Source organism: Kribbella sp. CA-294648 (assembly GCF_050943845.1).
Lineage (GTDB): Bacteria > Actinomycetota > Actinomycetes > Propionibacteriales > Kribbellaceae > Kribbella.
In genome coordinates this window covers 7,068,525-7,088,846 of record NZ_CP191981.1, presented here as the reverse complement: position 1 = coordinate 7,088,846, position 20,322 = coordinate 7,068,525, and the positions used below count along the sequence as shown (strand labels likewise).

At 68.8% G+C, this 20,322-nt stretch carries 19 protein-coding genes; 9 read left to right on the top strand and 10 right to left on the bottom strand.

Annotation, left to right across the window (positions count from 1 at the left end; all coding sequences use genetic code 11):
* Nucleotides 1–54 precede the first annotated feature (54 nt).
* Nucleotides 55–1,494 carry a PLP-dependent aminotransferase family protein gene (locus tag ACQPYM_RS33575; protein WP_433008540.1) on the bottom strand — a complete coding sequence of 480 codons (1,440 nt, stop codon included), beginning with the start codon at nt 1,492–1,494 and terminating at the stop codon, nt 55–57.
* A 62-nt stretch (nt 1,495–1,556) separates the two neighbouring features.
* On the opposite strand from ACQPYM_RS33575, the gene ACQPYM_RS33570 reads away from it, so the two are divergent.
* Entirely contained in the window at nt 1,557–2,240 is a 684-nt protein-coding gene (locus ACQPYM_RS33570) for a YczE/YyaS/YitT family protein (RefSeq protein WP_433008538.1), read from the top strand.
* Between the two features lie 89 nt (nt 2,241–2,329).
* On the opposite strand, the gene ACQPYM_RS33565 is transcribed toward ACQPYM_RS33570, so the two are convergent.
* Nucleotides 2,330–4,492, bottom strand: coding sequence for an MMPL family transporter (locus ACQPYM_RS33565; RefSeq protein ID WP_433008536.1), 2,163 nt, complete (start codon nt 4,490–4,492; stop codon nt 2,330–2,332).
* 97 nt (nt 4,493–4,589) lie between these two features.
* On the opposite strand from ACQPYM_RS33565, the gene ACQPYM_RS33560 reads away from it, so the two are divergent.
* A complete protein-coding gene (locus tag ACQPYM_RS33560) occupies nt 4,590–5,177 on the top strand; it encodes a TetR/AcrR family transcriptional regulator (RefSeq protein ID WP_433008534.1) in 588 nt (195 codons plus the stop codon).
* Between the two features lie 146 nt (nt 5,178–5,323).
* Here the strand turns inward: ACQPYM_RS33560 and ACQPYM_RS33555 are convergent, their stop codons facing one another.
* Both ACQPYM_RS33555 and ACQPYM_RS33550 read right to left on the bottom strand, forming a co-directional pair.
* Nucleotides 5,324–6,736: a hypothetical protein gene (locus tag ACQPYM_RS33555; RefSeq protein ID WP_433008532.1), complete on the bottom strand. Its 1,413-nt coding sequence runs from the start codon at nt 6,734–6,736 to the stop codon at nt 5,324–5,326.
* 7 nt (nt 6,737–6,743) lie between these two features.
* The gene (locus ACQPYM_RS33550) at nt 6,744–7,325 is read right to left on the bottom strand and encodes a hypothetical protein (protein ID WP_433008530.1); all 582 of its coding nucleotides are present in this window, start codon (nt 7,323–7,325) and stop codon (nt 6,744–6,746) included.
* Between the two features lie 159 nt (nt 7,326–7,484).
* Here ACQPYM_RS33550 and ACQPYM_RS33545 point away from each other — a divergent pair, with 159 nt between their 5' ends.
* The 3 genes from ACQPYM_RS33545 to ACQPYM_RS33535 are packed head-to-tail and all read left to right on the top strand — an operon-like array spanning nt 7,485 to nt 11,338.
* Nucleotides 7,485–8,639, top strand: coding sequence for a cystathionine gamma-synthase (locus ACQPYM_RS33545; protein WP_433008528.1), 1,155 nt, complete (start codon nt 7,485–7,487; stop codon nt 8,637–8,639).
* Nucleotides 8,636–10,006 carry a glutamate mutase L gene (locus ACQPYM_RS33540; RefSeq protein ID WP_433008526.1) on the top strand — a complete coding sequence of 457 codons (1,371 nt, stop codon included), beginning with the start codon at nt 8,636–8,638 and terminating at the stop codon, nt 10,004–10,006. The genes ACQPYM_RS33545 and ACQPYM_RS33540 overlap by 4 nt, the downstream gene beginning before the upstream one ends.
* Before the next feature lie 30 nt (nt 10,007–10,036).
* The gene (locus tag ACQPYM_RS33535) at nt 10,037–11,338 is read left to right on the top strand and encodes an AI-2E family transporter (protein ID WP_433008524.1); all 1,302 of its coding nucleotides are present in this window, start codon (nt 10,037–10,039) and stop codon (nt 11,336–11,338) included.
* 59 nt (nt 11,339–11,397) lie between these two features.
* Here the strand turns inward: ACQPYM_RS33535 and ACQPYM_RS33530 are convergent, their stop codons facing one another.
* From ACQPYM_RS33530 to ACQPYM_RS33510, 5 genes are all read right to left on the bottom strand, one after another.
* Nucleotides 11,398–12,177 (bottom strand): nucleotidyl transferase AbiEii/AbiGii toxin family protein, encoded by a 780-nt coding sequence (locus ACQPYM_RS33530; RefSeq protein ID WP_433008522.1) that lies wholly within the window; start codon nt 12,175–12,177, stop codon nt 11,398–11,400.
* Nucleotides 12,177–12,533: a hypothetical protein gene (locus tag ACQPYM_RS33525; RefSeq protein WP_433008520.1), complete on the bottom strand. Its 357-nt coding sequence runs from the start codon at nt 12,531–12,533 to the stop codon at nt 12,177–12,179. The genes ACQPYM_RS33530 and ACQPYM_RS33525 overlap by 1 nt, the downstream gene beginning before the upstream one ends.
* Complete coding sequence (locus tag ACQPYM_RS33520) at nt 12,530–13,192, bottom strand: nucleotidyl transferase AbiEii/AbiGii toxin family protein (protein ID WP_433008518.1); 663 nt, start codon at nt 13,190–13,192, stop codon at nt 12,530–12,532. The genes ACQPYM_RS33525 and ACQPYM_RS33520 overlap by 4 nt, the downstream gene beginning before the upstream one ends.
* A 185-nt stretch (nt 13,193–13,377) precedes the next feature.
* On the bottom strand, nt 13,378–14,991 hold the full coding sequence (locus tag ACQPYM_RS33515; RefSeq protein ID WP_433008516.1) for an MDR family MFS transporter: 1,614 nt from the start codon (nt 14,989–14,991) through the stop codon (nt 13,378–13,380).
* The gene (locus tag ACQPYM_RS33510) at nt 14,988–15,530 is read right to left on the bottom strand and encodes a MarR family winged helix-turn-helix transcriptional regulator (protein ID WP_433008514.1); all 543 of its coding nucleotides are present in this window, start codon (nt 15,528–15,530) and stop codon (nt 14,988–14,990) included. The genes ACQPYM_RS33515 and ACQPYM_RS33510 overlap by 4 nt, the downstream gene beginning before the upstream one ends.
* A gap of 88 nt (nt 15,531–15,618) precedes the next feature.
* Between ACQPYM_RS33510 and ACQPYM_RS33505 the strand changes: the two genes are divergently transcribed.
* The 4 genes from ACQPYM_RS33505 to ACQPYM_RS33490 are packed head-to-tail and all read left to right on the top strand — an operon-like array spanning nt 15,619 to nt 18,967.
* Nucleotides 15,619–16,374 (top strand): SDR family oxidoreductase, encoded by a 756-nt coding sequence (locus tag ACQPYM_RS33505; RefSeq protein ID WP_433008512.1) that lies wholly within the window; start codon nt 15,619–15,621, stop codon nt 16,372–16,374.
* Between the two features lie 60 nt (nt 16,375–16,434).
* On the top strand, nt 16,435–17,382 hold the full coding sequence (locus ACQPYM_RS33500; RefSeq protein ID WP_433008510.1) for an ABC transporter ATP-binding protein: 948 nt from the start codon (nt 16,435–16,437) through the stop codon (nt 17,380–17,382).
* A complete protein-coding gene (locus ACQPYM_RS33495; protein WP_433008508.1) occupies nt 17,382–18,164 on the top strand; it encodes an ABC transporter permease in 783 nt (260 codons plus the stop codon). The genes ACQPYM_RS33500 and ACQPYM_RS33495 overlap by 1 nt, the downstream gene beginning before the upstream one ends.
* On the top strand, nt 18,164–18,967 hold the full coding sequence (locus ACQPYM_RS33490; protein ID WP_433008506.1) for an ABC transporter permease: 804 nt from the start codon (nt 18,164–18,166) through the stop codon (nt 18,965–18,967). The genes ACQPYM_RS33495 and ACQPYM_RS33490 overlap by 1 nt, the downstream gene beginning before the upstream one ends.
* Here the strand turns inward: ACQPYM_RS33490 and ACQPYM_RS33485 are convergent.
* Complete coding sequence (locus ACQPYM_RS33485; protein WP_433008504.1) at nt 18,960–20,267, bottom strand: phosphotransferase; 1,308 nt, start codon at nt 20,265–20,267, stop codon at nt 18,960–18,962. The genes ACQPYM_RS33490 and ACQPYM_RS33485 overlap by 8 nt on opposite strands.
* Nucleotides 20,268–20,322: the final 55 nt, after the last annotated feature.

Sequence of the window (20,322 nt, the reverse complement as noted above, 5' to 3'; positions counted from 1 at the left end):
GCAAGGCGGCCAAGCGAGGCAAGGCGGCCAACACGGCCCACACGGCCAAGGCCGTCAGGCGATCATCGCGGCGGTACGACGGAACGGTGGCGCCTCGGTCAGCGACTCGTACGACGACGCCAGTCGCGCGACAGCGTCACGCAACGTGTCCGGATCAAGCGTGTACGGCAACCGCAAGAACGACTCCAACCCGCCATCAGGCGAGAACCGCGACCCCGCCACCACCAGTACTCCGTTCCGCTGGGCCACCCCCACCAAGCTCGAACTCACCGGCTCCGGCAGTTCACACCACATCGACAACCCGCCTCCCGGCATCTCGAATCGCCACGACGGAAGCGCAGTACGGAGAGCATCGGCCAACGTGTCGCGGCGGCGGGCGAGTTCTGCTCGGCGCTCGGTCATCAGCGAGGTGCGCGACCGTAGCAGCCGGGTGACGATGAGTTGTTCGAGGACCGGGGCGCCCAGGTCGAGGGAGGCGCGGGCGTCGAGGATGCGGGCGACGAGGGTTTCGGGGGCGCGTAGCCAGCCGATCCGGAGGCCGCCCCAGAACGACTTGCTGACCGAGCCGATCGTGAGCACGCCCTGTGGGTCGAACGCGGCGAACGGCGGCGGCATCTCCTGCCCGTCGAGCGACAGTTCGAACAGGGTCTCGTCGATGATCGCGGTGGTCCGGGCCCGCGCGAACGCGGTTGCCAGCCGCTTCCGGTCGTCGGCGGACATCAGCCGGCCGGTCGGGTTCTGGAAGTCGATCACCAGCCAGGCGGCGCGTGGCGACGACTGCCGGATCGTTGCCTCCAGCAAGGGAAGGTCCCAGCCGTGCGGGCTCATCGGGACGGCGACGACGCGGCAGCCGCTGCGCCGGATCGCGTCGACGGAGTTGGGGTGGGTCGGGCTCTCGGTCAGCACCCGGTCGCCGATCTGGGTCATCGCGCGGATCGCGAGCGAGGTCGCGGCCAGCGCGCCGGCGGTGACGACGATCTGGTCGGCCGTGGTGGGCAAGCCGCGCTCCCGGTACGTCGCGGCGATCTCCTCCCGCAACTCAGGCAGCCCCTGCGGGTGGTAGCCGGCCGTGGCCAGATGCCTAGGCAGGTCCTCGAGCGCGTCGCTCACGGCACTGCTGATCCCCGGCACGGCCGGTGACGCGGCGCAGGTGAAGTCGTAGAGCCCGTCGGTGTCGATCCCCGGTGCATGATGGCGGCCGAGCTCCGGCTCGACCTTCGACGGCAGCGAGGTGACACTGCCCGAACCGCGTCGGCTGGTCAGATAGCCGCGGTCACGCAGCTCCCGGTATGCCGAGGCGACCGTCGTGCGGCTGACTCCCAACGCGTCGGTCAGTTCGCGCTCCGACGGAACCCGTGCGCCGGGCATCAGCCGGCCATCGGCGATCAGCAACCGCAGCCGCTCGGCAAGACTCCGGTACGCCGGTCCGGAGCCGTCCGACCAGCTTCCGAGCAGACCGGCGAGCGTGCTGGCGGGAACCTGTTGCCCTGTCATGCAGTCCACTATTACCTAATTGGCTATCGAACACCAGGCCAATCGGCCGCAAAGTGGTCACTGTGACCGCCACTTCTGAAGCCCCGCCCGCTCGGGGCCGCCAACTAGCCGCACTGAACCCGATCGAGCAGCTCCGTGCCGGCCACCTCCCGCGCCGCCTCGTCCAGCTCTACGTCGGCCTGACCCTGTACGGCGCGTCGATGGGCCTGATGATCCAGGGCAACCTGGGACTCGACCCGTGGGACGTCCTGCACTACGGCATCACCCAGCACGTCGACGTGAGCTTCGGCACCGTGGTGATCGCGATGAGCTTCCTCGTGTTGCTCGCCTGGATCCCGCTGCGGCAGTGGCCCGGACTCGGCACGATCAGCAACGCCATCGTGATCGGCCTGGTCACCGACCTGACGCTGTCGGTCGTCGACCGGCCGGACGCGCTCTGGGTGCGGATCGTGTTCATGACCGCGGGCGTCGTGGTGAATGCCGTGGCAGGCGCGCTCTACATCGGCGCCCAGCTCGGGCCGGGTCCGCGCGACGGGATGATGACCGGTCTGGTCCGGCGTACCGGGAAGAGTGTGCGGCTGGTGCGGACCAGCATCGAGGTCACCGTGCTTGCGATCGGCTGGCTGCTCGGCGGCGTGGTCGGCTTCGGCACCGTTTTCTACGCCCTGGCGATCGGCCCACTCGTGCACGTCCTCCTTCCGATCTTCACCGTCAAACTCCCCGACCGGGCCGAGGCAAAGAGCTGAGCCAACGGCCCAACAGGCAGCGGCTCCCGATCCAGGTGGATCGGGAGCCGCTTGTTTCGCAGGACCCCTCAGACCTGCGTCCGGACAGATCAGCCGACCGGTTCCATCGCCCGGTCCTCGGTGGGCGCGGCCGGCTTGATCTTCAGCTTCCGCGGCCACCAGATCCGGTGGCCGAGCAGCGCGGTCAGGCTCGGGACCAGGAAGATCGACATCAGGAACGCCGAGATCGCGATCCCCGCCGCGACCGAGAAGCCCATCTCGGTCAGCAGCGCCATCCCGGCCAGCATCAGCGACGAGAACGTCCCGGCGAGGATCAGCCCGGCCGCCGCCACCGACGGACCGCCGTGCTCGATGGCCAGATCCGCAGCTTCGCGCGGATCGGTACCGAGCTCGGCTTCCTCGCGCAGCCGCGCGATCATCAGGATGTTGTAGTCGGTGCCGATGGCAACGACGAACAGGTAGAGCATGATCGGCAGCGAGAACGTCACGCCCGCGTGCCCGGCCGCGCCCTGGAAGACCAGCACGGTCGCGCCGGTGGTGCTGAAGAAGCTGAGCACGACCGCCAGCATCAGCATCAGCGGCGCCAGCAGGCTGCGCAGCAGAAGCGCCAGGATGATCGCGATCAAGCCGCCCGCGACCGGGAAGATCACCTTGAGGTCGCGGCTGTTGGCGTCCCGGATGTCGGCGTAGCTCGCACTGACCCCGCCGATCAGCGTCGTCGTACCGGCCGGGGCCTGGGCGTGGGCGACGTCGTTCAGCTCGCCGTCGATGAGATCCAGCGAGGCTTTCGCGTACGGCGCGTCGGCCAGCACCACGTTGATCTGGGCAACTGACTTGTCCGGGTTGAGCGCGGCCGGCGAACCGTCGGCCCCGGCGGGAAGAACCGAGCCGACACCCGGCACCTTCGCCAGCTTGCCCGCGAACGTCTGGAGCTCGGCGGGATCGAGCGGCGAACCGTCGGTGCTCTTGACGTAGACCGTGGTCGGGTTGAGCGCCCCGGCCGGGAAGCCGGCCTGGAGATCCTTGATCGCGCGACCGGACTCGGTGTCCTTCGGCAGTTGGCTGAAGGCGTCGTAGTCGACCTTCATCCCCAGCGTCCCGAGCGCGAGCAGCACCATGATTCCGCCGGAGACCAGTGCGACCACACCCGGCCGGCGGGCGGTGAACTGGCCGAGCCGCTTGAAGGTGGCGCCCTTCGGCGTCTTCTGCCAGGACTTCGACGGCCAAAACACCTTCGGGCCGAGCAGTGAGACGACCGCCGGGATCAAGGTGATCGCGGCGAAGGCCATCACCGCGACAGCGATCGCCAGGCCGGGGCCGAGGCTCTTGAAGCCACCGAACACGGCCAGCAGCAGTGCGCTGAAGGCGACCACGATCGCTCCGGCCGCCGACACGATGACCTCGGACACTCGCGCGGTCGCCGAGACCAGAGCCTCCTTCGGCTGCTCACCGGCGCGCAGGCGTTCCCGGAAGCGGAACAGCAGGAACAGGATGTAGTCCGTCCCGACGCCGTACAGGACGACGGTCAGGATTGTCTGCAGGTCCTGGGTCACCTGCAGGTCGAACGCCTTTGCAGCAAGGGCGATCAGCCCCGGAGCGATCGCGCTGACCAGACCGACCGTGAGGATCGGCAGCAGGGCCGCGACCGGGCTGCGGTAGATGAACAACAGCAGGCCGACGATCAGGACGAGGGTCGCGATCCCGACCACGACGAAGGCGTTCTCGAACGCGTCCTGGTTGTCGAGGAAGAGCGCGACATCGCCGGTGACGCCGTACTGCAGGCCGCTGTCCTTCATGGCCGGGCCGGCCACGTCGCGGACCTTCTGGACCGCGTCGAGGACGGCCTGGTCCTCGGCCAGACCCTTGAGGCCGACGCTGACGAGCTGGACCTGCTTGTTCGGCGAGACCGCCTGAGGGCCGGTGACGGCGCCGGTGACCCGCTCGATCTTCGCGGCGGTGATCTTGGTCGCGAGATCAGCGACCTTGGTCTGGTCGGCCGCTGTCAGCGCGCCGCCGTCGGAGCGTTTCACCACGATGCTCGCCGTGGCGTCGTTGGTCTGGCCGAACGCGTCGGCGGCCAGTTTCTGGGCCTGGACGGACTCGTAGGAATCAGGCAGGAAGCTCGCCTGGTCCTTGTTGGTCACGTCGGCCAGCGTCGGCGCGAAGGCGACCACGGCGACGGCCGCGATCACCCAGGCGGCGATCACCTTCCACGGGTTGTGGACGACAAAGCGTCCGAGCTTGGTGAACACAGGTCCCTCCTGACAGTCATGTCTCACTTACCTGCCGGTCGGTAGGTAGGTAGACTACCTGCCGCACGGTAGATAAGAAAAATGAGAGGGTGGGGACGTGCAGCACGAGACTTCGCGAGACGGCGGCCGCCCCCGCGACACCAAGGCCGAGATCCATCGGGCGGCGCTGGCGCTGTTCTCCAGCCAGGGCTACGAGAAGACGAGCCTGCGAGAAATCGCCGAGCAGGTAGGCATCACGAAGGCGTCGCTGTACTACCACTACTCGTCCAAGCAGGATCTGCTGCGGGCGATCATGGGGACGTTCTTCGAGGACATCGCGGTGCTGTTCGAGCGGGTCGACAGCCTCGAGTGGTCACCGGAGAACGAGATGGTGCTGCTGGGCGAGTACCTGGACGTCGTCATCAAGCACCGCTCGACCGGCCCGACTCTGGTGCGGGACATGACCGCGGTACTGGCCGCTTTCGGTGACGAGTTGGACAACCTGATCAAGCACAGCCGGCGCTTCCAGGTGTGGCTGGCCGGGCCGGACCCGAGCCCGGCCGATCGGGTCCGGGCGTCGGCCGCGGTCGAGGTGATCGGCGCGGTGCTGTCCGCCGGGATGGAACCGGAGGTGATGCCCGACGAGGAGCTGCGGGCCATCCTGCTGGACGCCGCAGGCGCAGTACTGTCCCGCAGAACCCGCTGACGCAGTACTGGGCGTCGAACGCGCTGGCGGTGAGCAACGGGCGTGGTGCCAGGCATGGAGCGCGCCGGCCGGAGCGCAGTACCGGCGGGTGAAAAGGCGCTGACGCCCGGCCTGGGGAGCCGGACGTCAGCGGGTGAGTGCTGGGGTCAGCGCTCCGGGCTGTCTGGTTTGCGGTGCTTGTTGTGGCTGTTGGCAGCCTCGCCCTTGTGGCCTGCGGCTGCCTGAGCCGCCGGCTTGGTGGCGACCGCCGCGGAGGCGGGGGCCATGGCTGGGTCCGCTCCTGGTGCCGGTGGGCCGCTCTTAGCCGGCTTGCCGCCCTCGCCCGACTGCTGGCCGGCGGGGGCGTTCGCTACACCGTTCTGGGTCTGCGTCACCGGGCCGGTGTTGCCGCTGGCCACCTGTACGCCGTTGACCGGGCCGTTGATGGTCGGGCCGTTGCTGCCGGCCTCGACCTCGGGCGCACGGTGACGTCCGCCGGTCTGCTGCGCCTCGGCGGCAGGCATCGGCATCGTGTTGTTGAGCGCGGCGTGGAAAGACTTGGCCTCCGCGGCCTTGGCCGCGGGGAGGTCCGGAGCCGCCTGCGCGGCAGCGGCAGCGTTCTCCGGCACGACAGGCACATTGACCAACGTCGGCGGTCCGTTGTCGTCGACAGCGGCAACCGGCGCGGCCTCGGCCGGAGTCGAGACCTGCGCCGCAGCCGGCGCGGCCTCGGCCGGAGTGGGGACCTGCGCCGCAGCCGGCCCGGCCTCGGCCGGGGTTGGGACCTGGACCGCGGCCGCTTCCTCTCGACCCGGAGCAGCCGCAGCGGCCGTTGGCTGCTGTGCGCTGCGCCCGGTCGGGTTCTGGCGGCGTTCGTTGTAGTCGGCGGCGAACTTCTCGGCCTTCTCCTTCGCGCCGTTCGCCACCGCTCTGGAGCCGTCAGCCACGGCCTTGGACCAGCGCGATGCCGTGTTGACCACGTTCGCCGTTCGCTGCCCCATGGTCTGGCGGACAGGATCTGGTCGTGCCGCGACGGCTGCCGCGGCTGCCCGCGCCTGGGTGTAGTGCTGCTGCGCCGCTTGCTCGATGCCGTTGCGCACGACGCCACTCAGCTGGGCATGGGAGAGCATCTTCAGATCCTGCTTGTTGACCCCTGATCGGCCGATCGCCTCCCGGACCTTCGGGTCGACCCGCTTCACCTCGCTCTTGGCCTGGGCATAGGCCTGCTTGAGGATTTGCTTACCGGCGCGGACGTCCTTGCGGTTCTCGTTCCACCGCGAAAGCTTCTTGAACGGATTGCGGGTCTTCTGGTGCGACGGCGTCGTCGCCTGGACCTGAGCGCTGGCCTGGGCGTTGATTTGCTGGGCGAAGCGCTCGTGCCCGTTCCCGTAGAGGCCCTCGACGTTGGCGTGCGCCAAGTGCTTCAGGTCGCTGCTGTTCATCCCCGAGCGCCCGATGGCGGCCAGCACGGCCGGGTCCATCCGCTTCACGTCCCGCATCGCCTGGGCGTACGCGGCCTTCAGCGTGCTGGTGCCTTGCTTGGTGAACTTCTTCGGGGACGGATTCCTCCAGCGGCTCACGGTTCTCCTAGTCGATGTAGACGGCGTAGTTGACCCCGACGGCCGTGGTCAGCGGATCCTTGGTCGGCTTGGTGCTGTACAGCCGCAGTTGCGCGCCCGGGCGCATCCAGACCGCAAGGTGTCGACGGCCCGCGCCGGCACCCGGTTCCCACTCGTCGTCGAACCCGTCGATGCTGTCGTCGCCCACGTAGTCCGGGACGCCGAAGTGCCGGGTCACCAGCGCGACGTGGTCCGGCCAGTGCGCGTCCAGCCCGGCCTCGGCCGCGGCCAGGTCGTCAGGACCGATCTCGTACGCCGACCAGCCGCTGTCCGGGCAGTCCGAGAAGGCCAGCCCGGCGAAGACGATCATCGTGGTCCCGCGCGGGGTGGTGAAGCCCCAGGAGACCATCTCGTCGTCGATCACCTCGCCCGGTTCGAGCGGCCACGGCTTCCAGGTCGTGTGCGTCATCACCCGGTTGACCAGGGCGCGGACGACCGCCGGACCCGACTCGTCGTCGTCCGGACCGGCCAGCAGGCTCCAGTCGGCGATCTCGGCGAAGTCGGCCAACGCCCGGTCGTCCTGGTCGAGCAGCCTGTCCTGCGTTCTCATCCGCGGCGTTCCTTCCGTCCGTCACAACGCGTCAACCAGGCAAACCGTAGGCCCCTTCCGGGGTCACCGCCAGTCGCTATCCACAGGCACTCCGTGCGCCCCCGCCGTAGCTGTGGACGGGGTGCCGGACGGGATAGGACCAGGACGTACGCTGGTCCGGTGAACTCTGAACACTCCTACGGCTTCGAGACGCTTGCGATCCACGCCGGGAACGAGCCCGACCCGACCACCGGCGCGGTGGTACCGCCGATCTACGCGACCAGCACCTACAAGCAGGACGGTGTCGGCGGGCTGCGCAACGGTTACGAGTACTCCCGGTCGGCCAACCCGACCCGGACGGCGCTGGAGGAGTGTCTGGCGGCGATCGAGGCGGGCACCCGCGGGTTCGCGTTCGCGAGCGGGCTGGCGGCCGAGGACACGCTGATCCGGTCACTGTGCGTGCCGGGTGACCACGTGGTCTTCCCCGACGACGCGTACGGCGGCACCTTCCGGCTGTTCGCCAAGGTGCTCGGCACCTGGGGTGTCGAGATGACCCCGGCGGCGGTGACGCACCCGGACGCGATCCGGGCCGCGATCCGGCCGGGCAAGACCAAGGTGGTCTGGCTGGAGACGCCGACCAACCCGCTGCTCAACGTGGCCGACATCGCGATCGTCGCCCAGATCGCGCACGACGCCGGCGCGTTGCTGGTGGTCGACAACACGTTCGCCTCGGCGTACCTGCAGCAGCCGCTGGAGCTCGGCGCCGACGTGGTGGTGCACTCCACCACGAAGTACATGGGTGGGCACTCCGACGTGATCGGCGGCGCGCTGATCGTCCGCGACCAGGAGCTGGCCGACAAGATCGCCTTCCACCAGAACGCGATCGGCGCGGTGGCCGGCCCGTTCGACTCCTTCCTGGTGCTGCGCGGTATCAAGACGCTCGGCGTCCGGATGGACCGGCACAGCGACAACGCGGAGAAGGTCGTCGAGTTCCTGCAGCGGCACCCGGGCGTCACCTCGGTGCTCTACCCGGGCATCGACGGCCACCCCGGTCACGAGACGGCCGCCAAGCAGATGAAGCGGTTCGGCGGGATCGTGTCGTTCCGGGTCACCGGCGGTCTGGAGCACGCGCTGGAGATCTGCAACAAGGCCGAGGTCTTCACCCTGGGTGAGTCGCTCGGCGGCGTCGAGTCGCTCATCGAGCACCCGGGCAAGATGACGCACGCCTCGGTCGCCGGTACACCGCTGGAGGTGCCGGCCGACCTGATCCGGCTCAGCGTGGGCATCGAGACGATCGACGACCTGCTGCTGGACCTCGACCGCGCGATGGCGTGAGCCTGTGGGTGGCGGTCGACTTCGGGTCGACCTTCACGAAGGCGATCGCGGTGGACGCGGGCTCGGGCGACCTGGTCGCCCGGGCCGAACACCGCACCACCATCGACACCGACGTACTGGACGGCTGGCAGGCCTGTCGTACTGCGCTGCTGGCGGCGGACGCCGGTGTCGCCAAGGCTGACGTGCTCGCCTGCTCCAGCGCGGGTGGCGGGCTGCGGATCGGTGTCGTAGGCAACGAAGAGCTCGTCACCGCGGAGGCGGGCCGGCGGGTCGCGTTGTCCAGCGGTGGGCGAGTGGTTGCTGTGGTCAACGGTGGGCTCACGGCAACTTCTCTGAAGGCGCTGCGGGCCGAGCGGCCTGACGTCGTCCTCTTGCTCGGCGGCACGGACGGTGGCAACTCGGCGGTCATCACTAACGCGGCCGCGGTGCTGGCGAAGTACAAGTGGCGGCGTCCTGTGGTTGCTGCGGGCAACGTTGATGCTCAGGGCGAGATTCGTGAGTTGTTGTCAGCGGCAAACGTTCCGCACGTGATCGCGGCGAACGTCGTACCGGAGATCGGGGTGTTCGCGCCGGACGGGGCGCGGGCGGCGATCCGGGAGATGTTCCTGGCGCATGTGATCGGTGGGAAGAACCTGTCCCGCGATCCGGGCTTCGCCGCGATGGTCCGGGCGGCGACGCCGGACGTCGTACTGCGCGGCGTCGGGGTGCTCGCCAAGTTGCACGGTGACGTCGCGGTGGTCGACATCGGTGGCGCGACCACGGACGTGCACTCGGTCATCGAGCTCGACCCGGAGGACGCGAACCTCGGCCGTGAGGTGGTCGCGACCCACCCGGTCACCCGGACCGTCGAAGGCGATCTCGGGATGCGCTGGAGCGCAGTACCGGTGGTGGCGGCCGGGATCGAGGCTGGCCTGCTCGAAGCCGGTACGCCGCTTGACGCTGCCGCCGCCCGGCGACACGAGGACCCCGCGTTCCTGCCGGGTGATGCGGCGGAGGCGTCGTACGACGAAACTCTTGCGCGGGTGGCCGCGACGGTGGCGCTGCGGCGGCACGCGGGCCGGCAGCGGGTGGTCTTCGGGCCGGGTGGCCGCGTGATCGAGCGCTCCGGCAAGGATCTGCGCGAAGTGGACCTACTGGTCGGGTCCGGGGGAGTGCTGCGGCACAACGGGCCGGAGGTCGCCGCGCGGATCCTCGGCGGCATCTCGCTCGGGGCGCAGGAGGAAGGCTGGCTGGTGCCGAACTCACCTCGCACCTGCGTGGACTCGGACTACGTTCTGGCCGGCGTCGGGCTCCTCGCTGACCTCGACCCGGTGGCTGCTGAAGGACTGGCCGCACAGATTCATGGAACGGTTGGCGCCGGGCACTAGTCTCGAAGAACTTTGAGACCCGGAGGTGTCATGAGCAAACCGGACGAGCCGGTCCGACCGGAATCCGACGACGCCGGTGTGCCGCATCCCGGGGTGCCTGACGTCGGCGGCGACCAGGAGAGCCCGGTCGCGGACAACTCCGCCGCCACTCGGGTCAGCACGACAGTGCCCGCCGCTGAGGAACACCTGGTCGCGTCGTCGAGCCGCGGGCGGGTCGATCTCGGCGTGACGCCGGCGATGCAGATCGCCAGTGCGTGGTCGTGGCGGTTCCTGGTGATCGTGGCAGCCGTGCTGGTGATCGGCTACGGGATGCGGTACCTGTCCGAGGTCGTCGTACCGGTGACCGTCGGCGTCCTGCTCACCGCGCTGCTCGTGCCGGTGACCAACGGGCTGCAGAAGCTTCGGCTACCGCGCGGTCCGGCCGCCGGCATCACGGTGATCGCGACGATCGTGGTCGTCGCCGGGCTGCTCACGCTGGTCGGCGCGCAGATCGCCAGCCAGTTCGACAAGTTGTCGGCCCAGGTCGGCGAGGGCGTCCAGCAGTTGCGCGACATGCTCCGGATCAGCTTCGGGCTGACCGAGAAGGACATCACCGACTCGCTCAACAAGCTCCGCGAAACCGTGATGAGTGGCGGCGGTATCGGTCAGCGCGCGGCCGAGGTCGGTACGACGGCGACGCACGCCATCGCGGGTATGTTCATCGCGCTGTTCTGCCTGTTCTTCTTCCTCTACCAGGGACCGCAGATCTGGGCCTGGGTGGTGCGGCTGTTCCCGCTGCACGCCCGCGACAAGGCGGACTCGTCCGGGCGCAAGGCCTGGGTCTCGCTGACGGCGTTCGTCCGCGCGACGATCATCGTGGCCGCGGTCGACGCGATCGGCATCTCCCTCGGCGCGGCGATCCTCGGCCTGCCACTGGTGAGCGCGATCGGCATCCTGGTCTTCGTCGGCGCCTTCGTCCCGGTGGTCGGCGCGCTGGTCAGCGGCATCGTCGCGGTCCTGGTCGCCTTGGTCGCCAAGGGCCCGATCGTCGCGATCATCATGCTGGCGGTCGTGATCGGCGTGCAGCAACTAGAGGCCCATGTCCTGCAGCCGTTCTTGCTCGGCCGCGCCGTCAGCGTCCACCCGCTGGCAGTCATCCTGGCGATCGCCACCGGCGTTGTCGTCGCCGGCATCGTCGGCGCCCTGCTCGCGGTCCCGACCGCCGCAGTCCTCAACACCATCATCAACCACCTGGCCGGCAACGACGTGGACCCAGAACCCCCACGCCCCATCCCCAGAACAATTCCCCGCCGCCGCCCACCCAGAAGACCAGTGGACGACCCACTCCCGTAAACCCAGCACGCCACTACGCGGTTGCGCTGGATCCGTCGCGGAGGACGAGAGGCGCGGCGTCAGCGTTCGCGTTCCTCGGGGCCGCGGGATTGTTCATAGGGGCGGCGGGTTGCTTCGCCGGTGGAGGCTGCTGCTTGGGGTACGCCGGGGCGGGTGTGGCCGGTCTGGAGGAGGCGCATGGAGTTGTCGAGGTCAGGGGACGCGGCGCGGGTTCGCATCTCCTGGGCCCAGGCGGACATGTCCTGCTTGAGGGCTGCGGTCTGCTCCGGGCCGAGGCCTTGTTCGGCGTACTTCGCGTCCGGGATGCGCGCGGCCGTCGACAACTGCTCGGCGAACATCTGCCGGTCCATCGGAGTGCCCTCGCGCTCGTCGCCCAGGGCAAGCAACTCGTCGCGGGAGTACCGGCCGTCCTGGACCGCGGACTGCAGGTCGACAAAATCCTTGGCTTCACCGCGACCATAGGCCGCACCCACCTTCGAACCGACCGCGTCGTCGACCGACAGTACCGGCCCCACGTCGGACTCCACCGCGGGACGGCTGCGGTAGTCGCGGCCCATGTCGAGCTGGGTCGTCCGGCCGTCCTTGGTGACCTGCAGCTGGGCGAACTCCTCGTACTGGCGGGGAACCGCGACCTGGTAGCCCTCCGCCTCGAAGGCCGACTGCACGTTGGTGACCGCGCTGTTGAAGTCCGTCTGCCGGTCGGTGAAGATGTCGACGTCCTTGGACGGCCTGCTGCCGATCCCGTGCATGGTCAACGCGTTGCCGCCGGCCAGCGCGAACCCCTGCTCGCGGCTGGCCGACAGGGCGATCCGGGCGGCTGCTTCGTGATCCGGATCCATCACTGCCACACGCCGCCGGCCCCCAGCGCCGCCAGCTCAGGGAACGCGGTGTGCCAGCGACGGACGCAGTACCGGGGCAGTCGCAGCTGCGGCCACAGCTCGATGAGCAGCTCCTTGTTCAGGAAACGGCTCAGGTCCTCGACGGTCGAGGCCTCGCTCAGCACCGCGGTGTACAGCGATACCCGGTCGTCGGAGTTGGCCAGGTCGTAGGTCCGCGGCGGACTCCAGTCGATCGGCACGCCGACCTCGACGGTCCCAGAACGCGGGCCGGTGAGCTGGTCGAGAGACTGCGGTACGACGTACGGGATCCGGGACGCGTACGTGTCTCCGGGCTGGGTCCGGCGCTCCTCGTTCATTCGGCCATTCTCGCTGATGCCTGGCTCAGCCGCTCGGCCCATTCGGTCGCGGTGGTGCGGATCCTGGCGATGAGCTCGGGTGATGCGCCGTAGCGTTCGAAGCCGGAGGCGGGGAGGCGGCTGGCGGTGCGGAGTTGGGTGGCGAGCATCGGGCGGTCCAGGGGAGTGGCTTCTCGGTGGTCGGCGAGGGTGAGGAGGGCGTCCGTGTCGTAGCGGCCGCTGTCGAGTACTGCCTGGATGTCCATGAGGTCTCGGGGCTCCAGGCGGGAGTACAGCGCGCCGACCTTGCTGCCGACCGCGTCGGGCTCTGACAGCACCGGGCCGACGGCCAGCTCGACGGGCGGGTGACCGCGGTGGTCGACGCCGAGGTCGGCCTTGGCGTTGGTGCCGTCCTCGGCGGTGACGACGAGCCGGGCGAAGAGCGGAGCCTGCCGGGCCACCACGACGTCGAGACCATCAGCCCGGTACGCCGCCGCAAGCTGCTCGACCGCCTGGGCGAAGAGCTCGGGGTCCAGCACATTGGTGAACAGGTCGATGTCGTCGGAGTCGCGTTCGCCGAAGCCGTGCGCTCGCAACGCATAACCGCCGGCTAGGACGAACCCGTCGCCGGCAACGGCACGCAGGCCGACGGTCGCCAGCCTGGTCTGCAGCGGATTCATGCCGACAGTCTGCGTCAGCCCGACCCGGTACGCCGGTACGCCGGCCGAGTCGCCGGCGCGAAACAGCCGCCGGGACGCCGGTCGAGTTGCCGGCGCAGATCAGCCGCCGGTACGCCGGCCGAATCGCCGGCACAGAACAGCCGCCCCCGGGGGATCCCGAAGGCGGCTGCTGGTAGTGGTGTGGATCAGTGCAAGGCGGCGGCGGACGAGGTTTCGATGTTCTGCTCGTCGGGGTTCTGCGGGCCGTCGGCGCGGCCGGCCAGGCGCTGCTCCGGGGTGATGATCGCGAGGACCAGGGCGATCGCCAGGAAGGGCAGCGAGACCAGGAACACGTCGTCCATCGCGCTGACCAGGCCGTTGAGGGCCCAGCCCTTCATCGGTTCCTTCAGCTCGTGCAGTGCCTGCACGCTGTTGGCGGCCTTGGCGAGTCCGTCGACCATGCTCTGGGTCGCGTTCGGGACGATGTCCTTCAGGTGGACCTCCAGCCGGCTGGTCAGCACCGCGCCGTACACGGCCGTGCCGATCGCGCCACCCATCGAACGGAAGAACGTCATCGTCGAGGTCGCGGTCCCCATGTGCTGCCGGGGCACGCTGTTCTGCGCGGCCGTGACGGTGATCTGCATCGACAGGCCGAGACCGGCTCCCATCACGAACATGTAGATCGCCAGGTGCCAGTACGGCGTGGTCAGCCCGATCGTGGACAGCATCACCATCGCACCGCCGACCAGGACCGCGGAGATGATCGGGTAGATCTTGTACCGCCCGGTCTTGCTCATCAGCTGGCCGCTCGGGATCGAGGCGGAGAAGATGCCGACGATCATCGGCAGCAGGGCCAGCCCCGACCTGGTCGGGGACATGTCCTTGACCGCCTGCAGGTACAGCGGCAGGAAGATCAGCGCACCGAACATCGCGAATCCCAGCAGGAACGCGTAGCCCGCGTAGCCGGAGAAGATGCGGCCCTTGAACAGGTCCATCGGGATGATCGGTTCGGACACCCGCAGCTCGACCAGGACGAAGACGACGGCCAGTACGACGGCGCCGATCAGCAGCGCGAGCGTGGTGACGTTGCCCCAGCCGTTCTCGGGACCGGACCAGGACACCGCCAGCAGCAGCGCGGTCACCGCGCCGGTCACGATCGCGGCGCCCAGGTAGTCGATCTTGTGGTTGCGCCGCACGTGCGGCAACTTCAGGACGGCGGCGACGACGGCCAGTGCGACCAGGCCGATCGGCAGGTTGATCCAGAAGATCCAGCGCCAGCCCGGTCCGTCGGTGAGCAGGCCGCCGAGCAGCGGGCCGGCCACCGAGGACAGACCAAAGACGGCACCGAACCATCCCATGTACTTGCCGCGCTCGCGCGGCGGGACCACGTCGGCGATGGTGGCGAACGCCAGCGACAGCAGGCCGCCGGCGCCCAGACCCTGGACGGCCCGGAAGCCGATCAGCATCTCGATGTTCTGCGCCAGCGCTGCCAGCACCGAACCGGCCAGGAAGGTGACGATCGCCGCGATGAACAGCGGGCGCCGGCCGTACAGGTCGGAGATCTTGCCCCACAGGGGAGTGGAGGCGGTCGACGTCAGCAGGTACGCCGTGACCACCCAGGACAGCTTGTCGAGACTGTTGAACTCGCTGACGATCTGCGGCAGCGCGGTACCGACGATGCTCTGGTCGAGGGCGGCCAGGAACATGCCGGCCATCAGGCCGCCGAGGACCACCATGATCTGCTTGTGGGACAGGTAGCTCGGGGCATCCGGGTCTGGCGCTGCGCCGCCGCCGGCGACGGCGGGCTCTGTGGTGCTCATCTGTTGTTCTCCACGTTCTCTACGGATTTGCGGTGCGCGGCGGCGGCAGCGGCCCAGCCCTTGTCGGCCCAGGCCTTGCCGGCGTCGCCACGCTCGTCGACGAGACTGGTGACGCCGTCGGCGAACCGGGTCATCAGCCGCTCGAAAGTCTCGATATCGCTCTCGGACCAGCCGTTCATCGCCTGGCTGAGCAGTTCCATCCGCCGCTTGGCGGCGGCTTCCCACTCTTCGCTGCCCTGCTCGGTCAGCTCGACCCGGAAGGCGCGTCCGTCGTCGGGGTCCGGGGAGCGGCGCAGCAGGCCCGCCTGCTCGAGCGCCCGGACGTGCCGGCTGGCGGTCGAGGCGTCGATCTCCATCTTGGCGGCGAGATCGGACAGCCGCAGTGCGCCGTTGCACCGCAGGACGAACAGCACGAGATGAGCGCTGTGGTCGATCGTGTCGCCGGGTTGCTTCGACCGCAGCCTGCGGCCGATCCGGGTGAAGGCGTGCAGAACGCCCTCCACCGGCGTCTTCGGCTCTGAGCCTTCATTTACATGCATGGTGCAAGCATATACATACTTGCGTGATGCACGCAAATGGTTTCTGGGAGGACAGAATGAGGCAATCGGGCGAACTTGGAGGACGGGTATGCAGCAGGTGGCGGTAGTGACCGGCGGGGGATCGGGGCTGGGGCGGGAGATGGCGCTCGCGCTGGCCGCAGTCGGGTTCCAGGTCACGGTGACCGGGCGGACCGAGGCGAAACTGCGCGAGACGGCCCAGGCGGCCAGCGTGGCTGCTGTCGGGTCGGCGGGTGTGGGAGAGGTGCGGACCGCAGTACTGGATGTGGTGGATGGTCGTGCTGTGGCTGCGTTCTTCGAGTCGCTGGAGCGGATCGATCTGCTGGTGAACAACGCGGGGACGGGGGCGCCGGCGGCCGCAGTACAGGATGTGACCGAGGAGGACTGGCGGCGAGTTGTCGACACGAATCTGACTGGGTCGTTTCTGTGTGCGCAGGCGGCGTTCGCGTTGATGTTGCGGCAGGAGCCGTCGGGTGGGCGGATCATCAACAACGGCTCGATCTCGGCGCACGCGCCGCGGCCGCACGCGATCGCGTACACGGCGTCGAAGCATGCGATCACCGGCCTGACCAAGGGCCTGGAGCTGGAAGGCCGCGGGCGCGGGATCACGGCTTGCCAGATCGACATCGGCAACGCGGCCACGTCGATGACGGCGGGGATGGGCGAGGGGGTGCTGCAGGCCGACGGCTCGGTGGCGGCCGAGCCAACCTTCGACCCGAAGATCGTGGCGGACTTCGTGGTGCGGATCGCCCAGTTGCCCACCGACGTCGCAGTGCCAACCCTGACAGTGATGGCGGCCGGCATGCCGTTCGTGGGGCGCGGCTAGGTACTGCGCACCTCCGTAATCCGCGGGCGGCTTGTCGGTGGGGCGGTCTAGGGTCGGGGTGTGGCGGAGTTGCGGGAGTCGTTGGTGCGGGCGCGGGGGTTGCGGAAGTCCTATGGGGACTTCGAGGCCGTCGCGGGGATCGACCTGGACGTCTGGAAGGGCGAGGCGTTCGGGTTCCTCGGACCGAACGGCGCGGGCAAGTCGTCGACGATGCGGATGATCGGGGCGGTGTCGCCGATCAGTGGTGGTGAGTTGCGGATCCTCGGGATGGATCCGGCGACCGACGGGCCGGCGATCCGGGGGCGGCTGGGAGTCTGTCCACAGGACGACTCACTCGACCTCGAGTTGTCCGTGCACGAGAACCTGACGATCTACGGCCGGTACTTCGGGCTCAGCCGGGCCGTCTGCCGGGAGCGGGCCGACGAGTTGCTCGAGTTCGTCGCGCTGACCGAGAAGGCCAAGGTCAAGGTCGACGAGCTGTCCGGTGGGATGAAGCGGCGGCTGACGATCGCCCGGTCCCTGGTGAGCAAGCCGGACCTGTTGCTGCTGGACGAGCCGACGACCGGGCTGGACCCGCAGGCGCGGCATCTGCTCTGGGACAAGTTGTTCCGCCTGAAGCAGGCGGGCGTCACGCTCATCATCACCACCCACTACATGGACGAGGCCGAGCAGCTGTGTGACCGGCTGGTGGTGATGGATGCCGGCCAGATCGCGGCCGAGGGGTCGCCGGCCGAGCTGATCCGCGACTACTCGACCCGTGAGGTGACCGAGCTGCGGTTCGGGCCGGAGGTGATGAGTTCGGATCACGATGCTTTGGCCGGCAAGGTGGAGGACCTCGCGCAGCGCATCGAAGTACTGCCTGATCGGTTGCTGCTCTACACCGATGACGGTGAGCGTGCGGTCGCGGCGGTGCACGAGCGTGGTCTGCAGCCCGCGGCCGTCCTGGTACGCCGGTCCACCCTGGAGGACGTGTTCCTCCGGTTGACCGGCCGGACCCTGGTCGACTGATGTCCGTCGCGGTGGAGAACGGCCTGCGTCAGTTCGACTACTGGCTCACGGTCTACAAACGCACCTGGAAGGGCAGCCTGGTCAGCAGTTTCCTGCTGCCACTGCTCTATCTGGCCGCGATGGGGATCGGGCTCGGATCGTTTGTCGACGGCAACGGGACGGGTGCGCTCGGCGGCGTCAGCTATCTGCAGTTCATCGCGCCGGGGCTGCTCGCCGCGACCGCGTTGCAGATCGCGGTGGGCGAGTCGACGTACCCGGTGATGGGCGGGATCAGGTGGCACAAGACCTACTTCTCGATGGTCGCCACGCCGCTGCGGCCGGCCGACGTGATGTACGGGCAGCTGGCCTTCATCGCCTTCCGGGTGCTGACGACCTGCCTGGTGTTCCTCGCGGTGATCGCCGCCTTCGGTGGGCTGGGATCGGCGTGGGGTCTGCTCGCGTTGCCGGTCGCGTTGCTCACCGGGATGGCGGCGTCGGCGCCGGTCTGCGCGGTCGCGGTCGGGCTCGACAACGACGCCGGTTTCGCGATGATCTTCCGGTTCGGCGTCATCCCGGCGTTCCTGTTCTCCGGCGCGTTCTTCCCGGTCTCGCAACTGCCGAACTGGATCGAGTGGCTCGCCTACGTGAGCCCGTTGTGGCACGGCGTCGAGTTGTCCCGTGACCTCAGCCTCAGCACGGTCGAAGTCCTGCCCGCGCTCGGCAACCTCGCCTATCTGGCGGCCTGGTTCGCCGTCGGCACCTGGTTCGCGGTCCGCCGCCTGCACGAGAGGTTGATCAGCTGATGGCGACACTCGCCGCCCGCGTCGTACCAGTACCGGTGCGGCCCGGCAACGGCCGCCAGTTGGTGGAGCGCAACTTCCTGGTCTACCGCCGGGCCTGGGTGGTGTTCGTCTCCGGGTTCTTCGAGCCGGTGTTCTACCTGCTGTCGATCGGCATCGGAGTCGCCCAACTGGTCGGTGACTTCACCCTGTCCGACGGCACGGTGATCGGGTACGCGGCGTTCGTCGCGCCCGCGATGCTGGCCAGTTCCGCGATGAACGGGGCGATCTTCGACTCGACGTACAACATCTTCTTCCGGATGAAATACGCCAAGCTCTACGACTCGATCCTCGCCACGCCGCTGCGGCCGTGGGACGTCGCGACCGGTGAGGTGACGTGGGCGTTGCTGCGCGGCGCGTGCTACTCGGCGATGTTCATCCTGGTGATGCTCGCGCTGGGCCTGGTGGAGTCCTGGTGGGCAGTGCTCGCGCTGCCGGGGGCGGTGCTGATCGGCTACGCGTTCGCCGGCGCCGGGATGGCGCTGACCACGTTCATGCGCAGCTGGCAGGACTTCGAGTTCGTCCAGCTGGCGACGATGCCGATGTTCCTGTTCTCGGCGACCTTCTACCCGGTCGAGACCTACCCCGGCTGGATCCGCTGGCTGGTCGAGCTCACCCCGCTCTACCAAGGGGTGGTGCTGGAGCGAGCCCTCACCACCGGCACGGTCAGCTGGACCCTGCTCATCAACGCCCTGTACCTCGCGGCGATGGGCACCGTCGGCATGTACGTCGCCTCCCGCCGCCTCGGCAAGCTCCTCCTCAAGTAGCAATCAGTCTGCGAAGCCACCAGAGAGCACCGCGGATCATGGCGCCGGTACCCCGATCGGACAGGTGATCCGCGAGGTGCAGGGAGGTCATCGTTTGATGGAGCGCGCCCAGCTCCTCGGCGAGCGTGAGCGCGCGGCGCAGCTCGGCCGGCGACGCGTACTCCTGCCACTCGGCCAGATAGGCGTCTCGCACCTGCGGGCTGGTCGACAGCGGTGATCGTTTCTCGACGAAGGTGACCAGGTCGAGGAACGGATGCGACACCGCCGCGTCGGTCCAGTCGAAGGCCAGCACCTCCCCATCCCGTACTGCAAGGTTGCGCGGGTGCAGGTCGCCATGCAGCAACGTCTCCGGTACGCCGATCGCCGCCAGCTCGCCGATGGCTTTCCGCAACTCCTCCGCCCGGCGAGGCAGCTCGGCGCGCTCGTGCGGCTCGAGTTGCTCGGTCGCCGCGTTGGCCCCGAGGAGCCGGTCGATTTCGCCGTCGAGCACCGCGAGTCGGCGATCTACGCAGGTGAGGGAGAAAAGCACCTCGGTCTGGTCCGCGAAGCTGCGCTGCAGACGCGCATGACCCCGCAAGGACTCGATCCACAGCTCAACCCCGGTTTCATGAGCCAGCGCCCGCCCGAGATCGGGCAGCAGCATCCAAGCGCGCTCCTCGTCGATCGCCAGCGGCGCGGGAACCTCACCGGGCCGGGCGTCGGACAGCCCGCGCAACAACACCGGCTCATGCGCGAACAACAACGGCAACGCGTCGGCCCGGGCCGGCCGGATCGTGCTCGAATGCCCCAGAGCCTTGAAATACACGTTCCCTTTGGCAGTGGGACACCGCAGTACGTTCGACAAACCCCAGCACCGCACTTGAGCCGGTACGCCGGTCAGCGGGGTGCCCGCGTCGGTCAGCTGCTTCTTGATCCACGGCAGCGCCTCGGCGTACCAGCCAGGTCTCGTCCAGGCCGGTGTCACGGGAGCATCCGAGGGCAGGGCCAGCTGCCGTCTCGCTGACTCGGCCGCTGGGTCGTCGAAGTCGGCAACCCAGCGCGCCCCGGGAGGGATCGCCCCGGTGTTCACCATCAGATACATCACCTCGCCGGACCCAGCGCCGGACCCAGCGGCAGCTTTGCCGTCGTCGAGGCAGCTCAGGACGTACGCATCGATCCCGAGCTGATCGCTCAAAGCCCGCACCGCCGGCTCGACATCGGGGAACCAGAAGTCGTCCGCGACCTCCACCCGAGGGAGCCCAGTAGGCAACACCAGAAGGGATTCGTCGTCCGGTCGCACCACCACCGCCGTGACTCTCATACGGGTTGACGCTAGTTGACCCACGCAAGCCAAATTCCGATGCCGTGACGGTCAC

Coding starts and splice junctions, on each gene's coding strand:
- ACQPYM_RS33575 (WP_433008540.1), bottom strand. CDS start 1,494: ATGACAGGGCAACAGGTTCCCGCCAGCACGCTCGCCGGTCTGCTCGGA.
- ACQPYM_RS33550 (WP_433008530.1), bottom strand. CDS start 7,325: ATGAGAACGCAGGACAGGCTGCTCGACCAGGACGACCGGGCGTTGGCC.
- ACQPYM_RS33535 (WP_433008524.1), top strand. CDS start 10,037: ATGAGCAAACCGGACGAGCCGGTCCGACCGGAATCCGACGACGCCGGT.
- ACQPYM_RS33530 (WP_433008522.1), bottom strand. CDS start 12,177: ATGGATCCGGATCACGAAGCAGCCGCCCGGATCGCCCTGTCGGCCAGC.
- ACQPYM_RS33525 (WP_433008520.1), bottom strand. CDS start 12,533: ATGAACGAGGAGCGCCGGACCCAGCCCGGAGACACGTACGCGTCCCGG.
- ACQPYM_RS33520 (WP_433008518.1), bottom strand. CDS start 13,192: ATGAATCCGCTGCAGACCAGGCTGGCGACCGTCGGCCTGCGTGCCGTT.
- ACQPYM_RS33515 (WP_433008516.1), bottom strand. CDS start 14,991: ATGAGCACCACAGAGCCCGCCGTCGCCGGCGGCGGCGCAGCGCCAGAC.
- ACQPYM_RS33510 (WP_433008514.1), bottom strand. CDS start 15,530: ATGCATGTAAATGAAGGCTCAGAGCCGAAGACGCCGGTGGAGGGCGTT.
- ACQPYM_RS33505 (WP_433008512.1), top strand. CDS start 15,619: ATGCAGCAGGTGGCGGTAGTGACCGGCGGGGGATCGGGGCTGGGGCGG.
- ACQPYM_RS33495 (WP_433008508.1), top strand. CDS start 17,382: ATGTCCGTCGCGGTGGAGAACGGCCTGCGTCAGTTCGACTACTGGCTC.
- ACQPYM_RS33490 (WP_433008506.1), top strand. CDS start 18,164: ATGGCGACACTCGCCGCCCGCGTCGTACCAGTACCGGTGCGGCCCGGC.
- ACQPYM_RS33485 (WP_433008504.1), bottom strand. CDS start 20,267: ATGAGAGTCACGGCGGTGGTGGTGCGACCGGACGACGAATCCCTTCTG.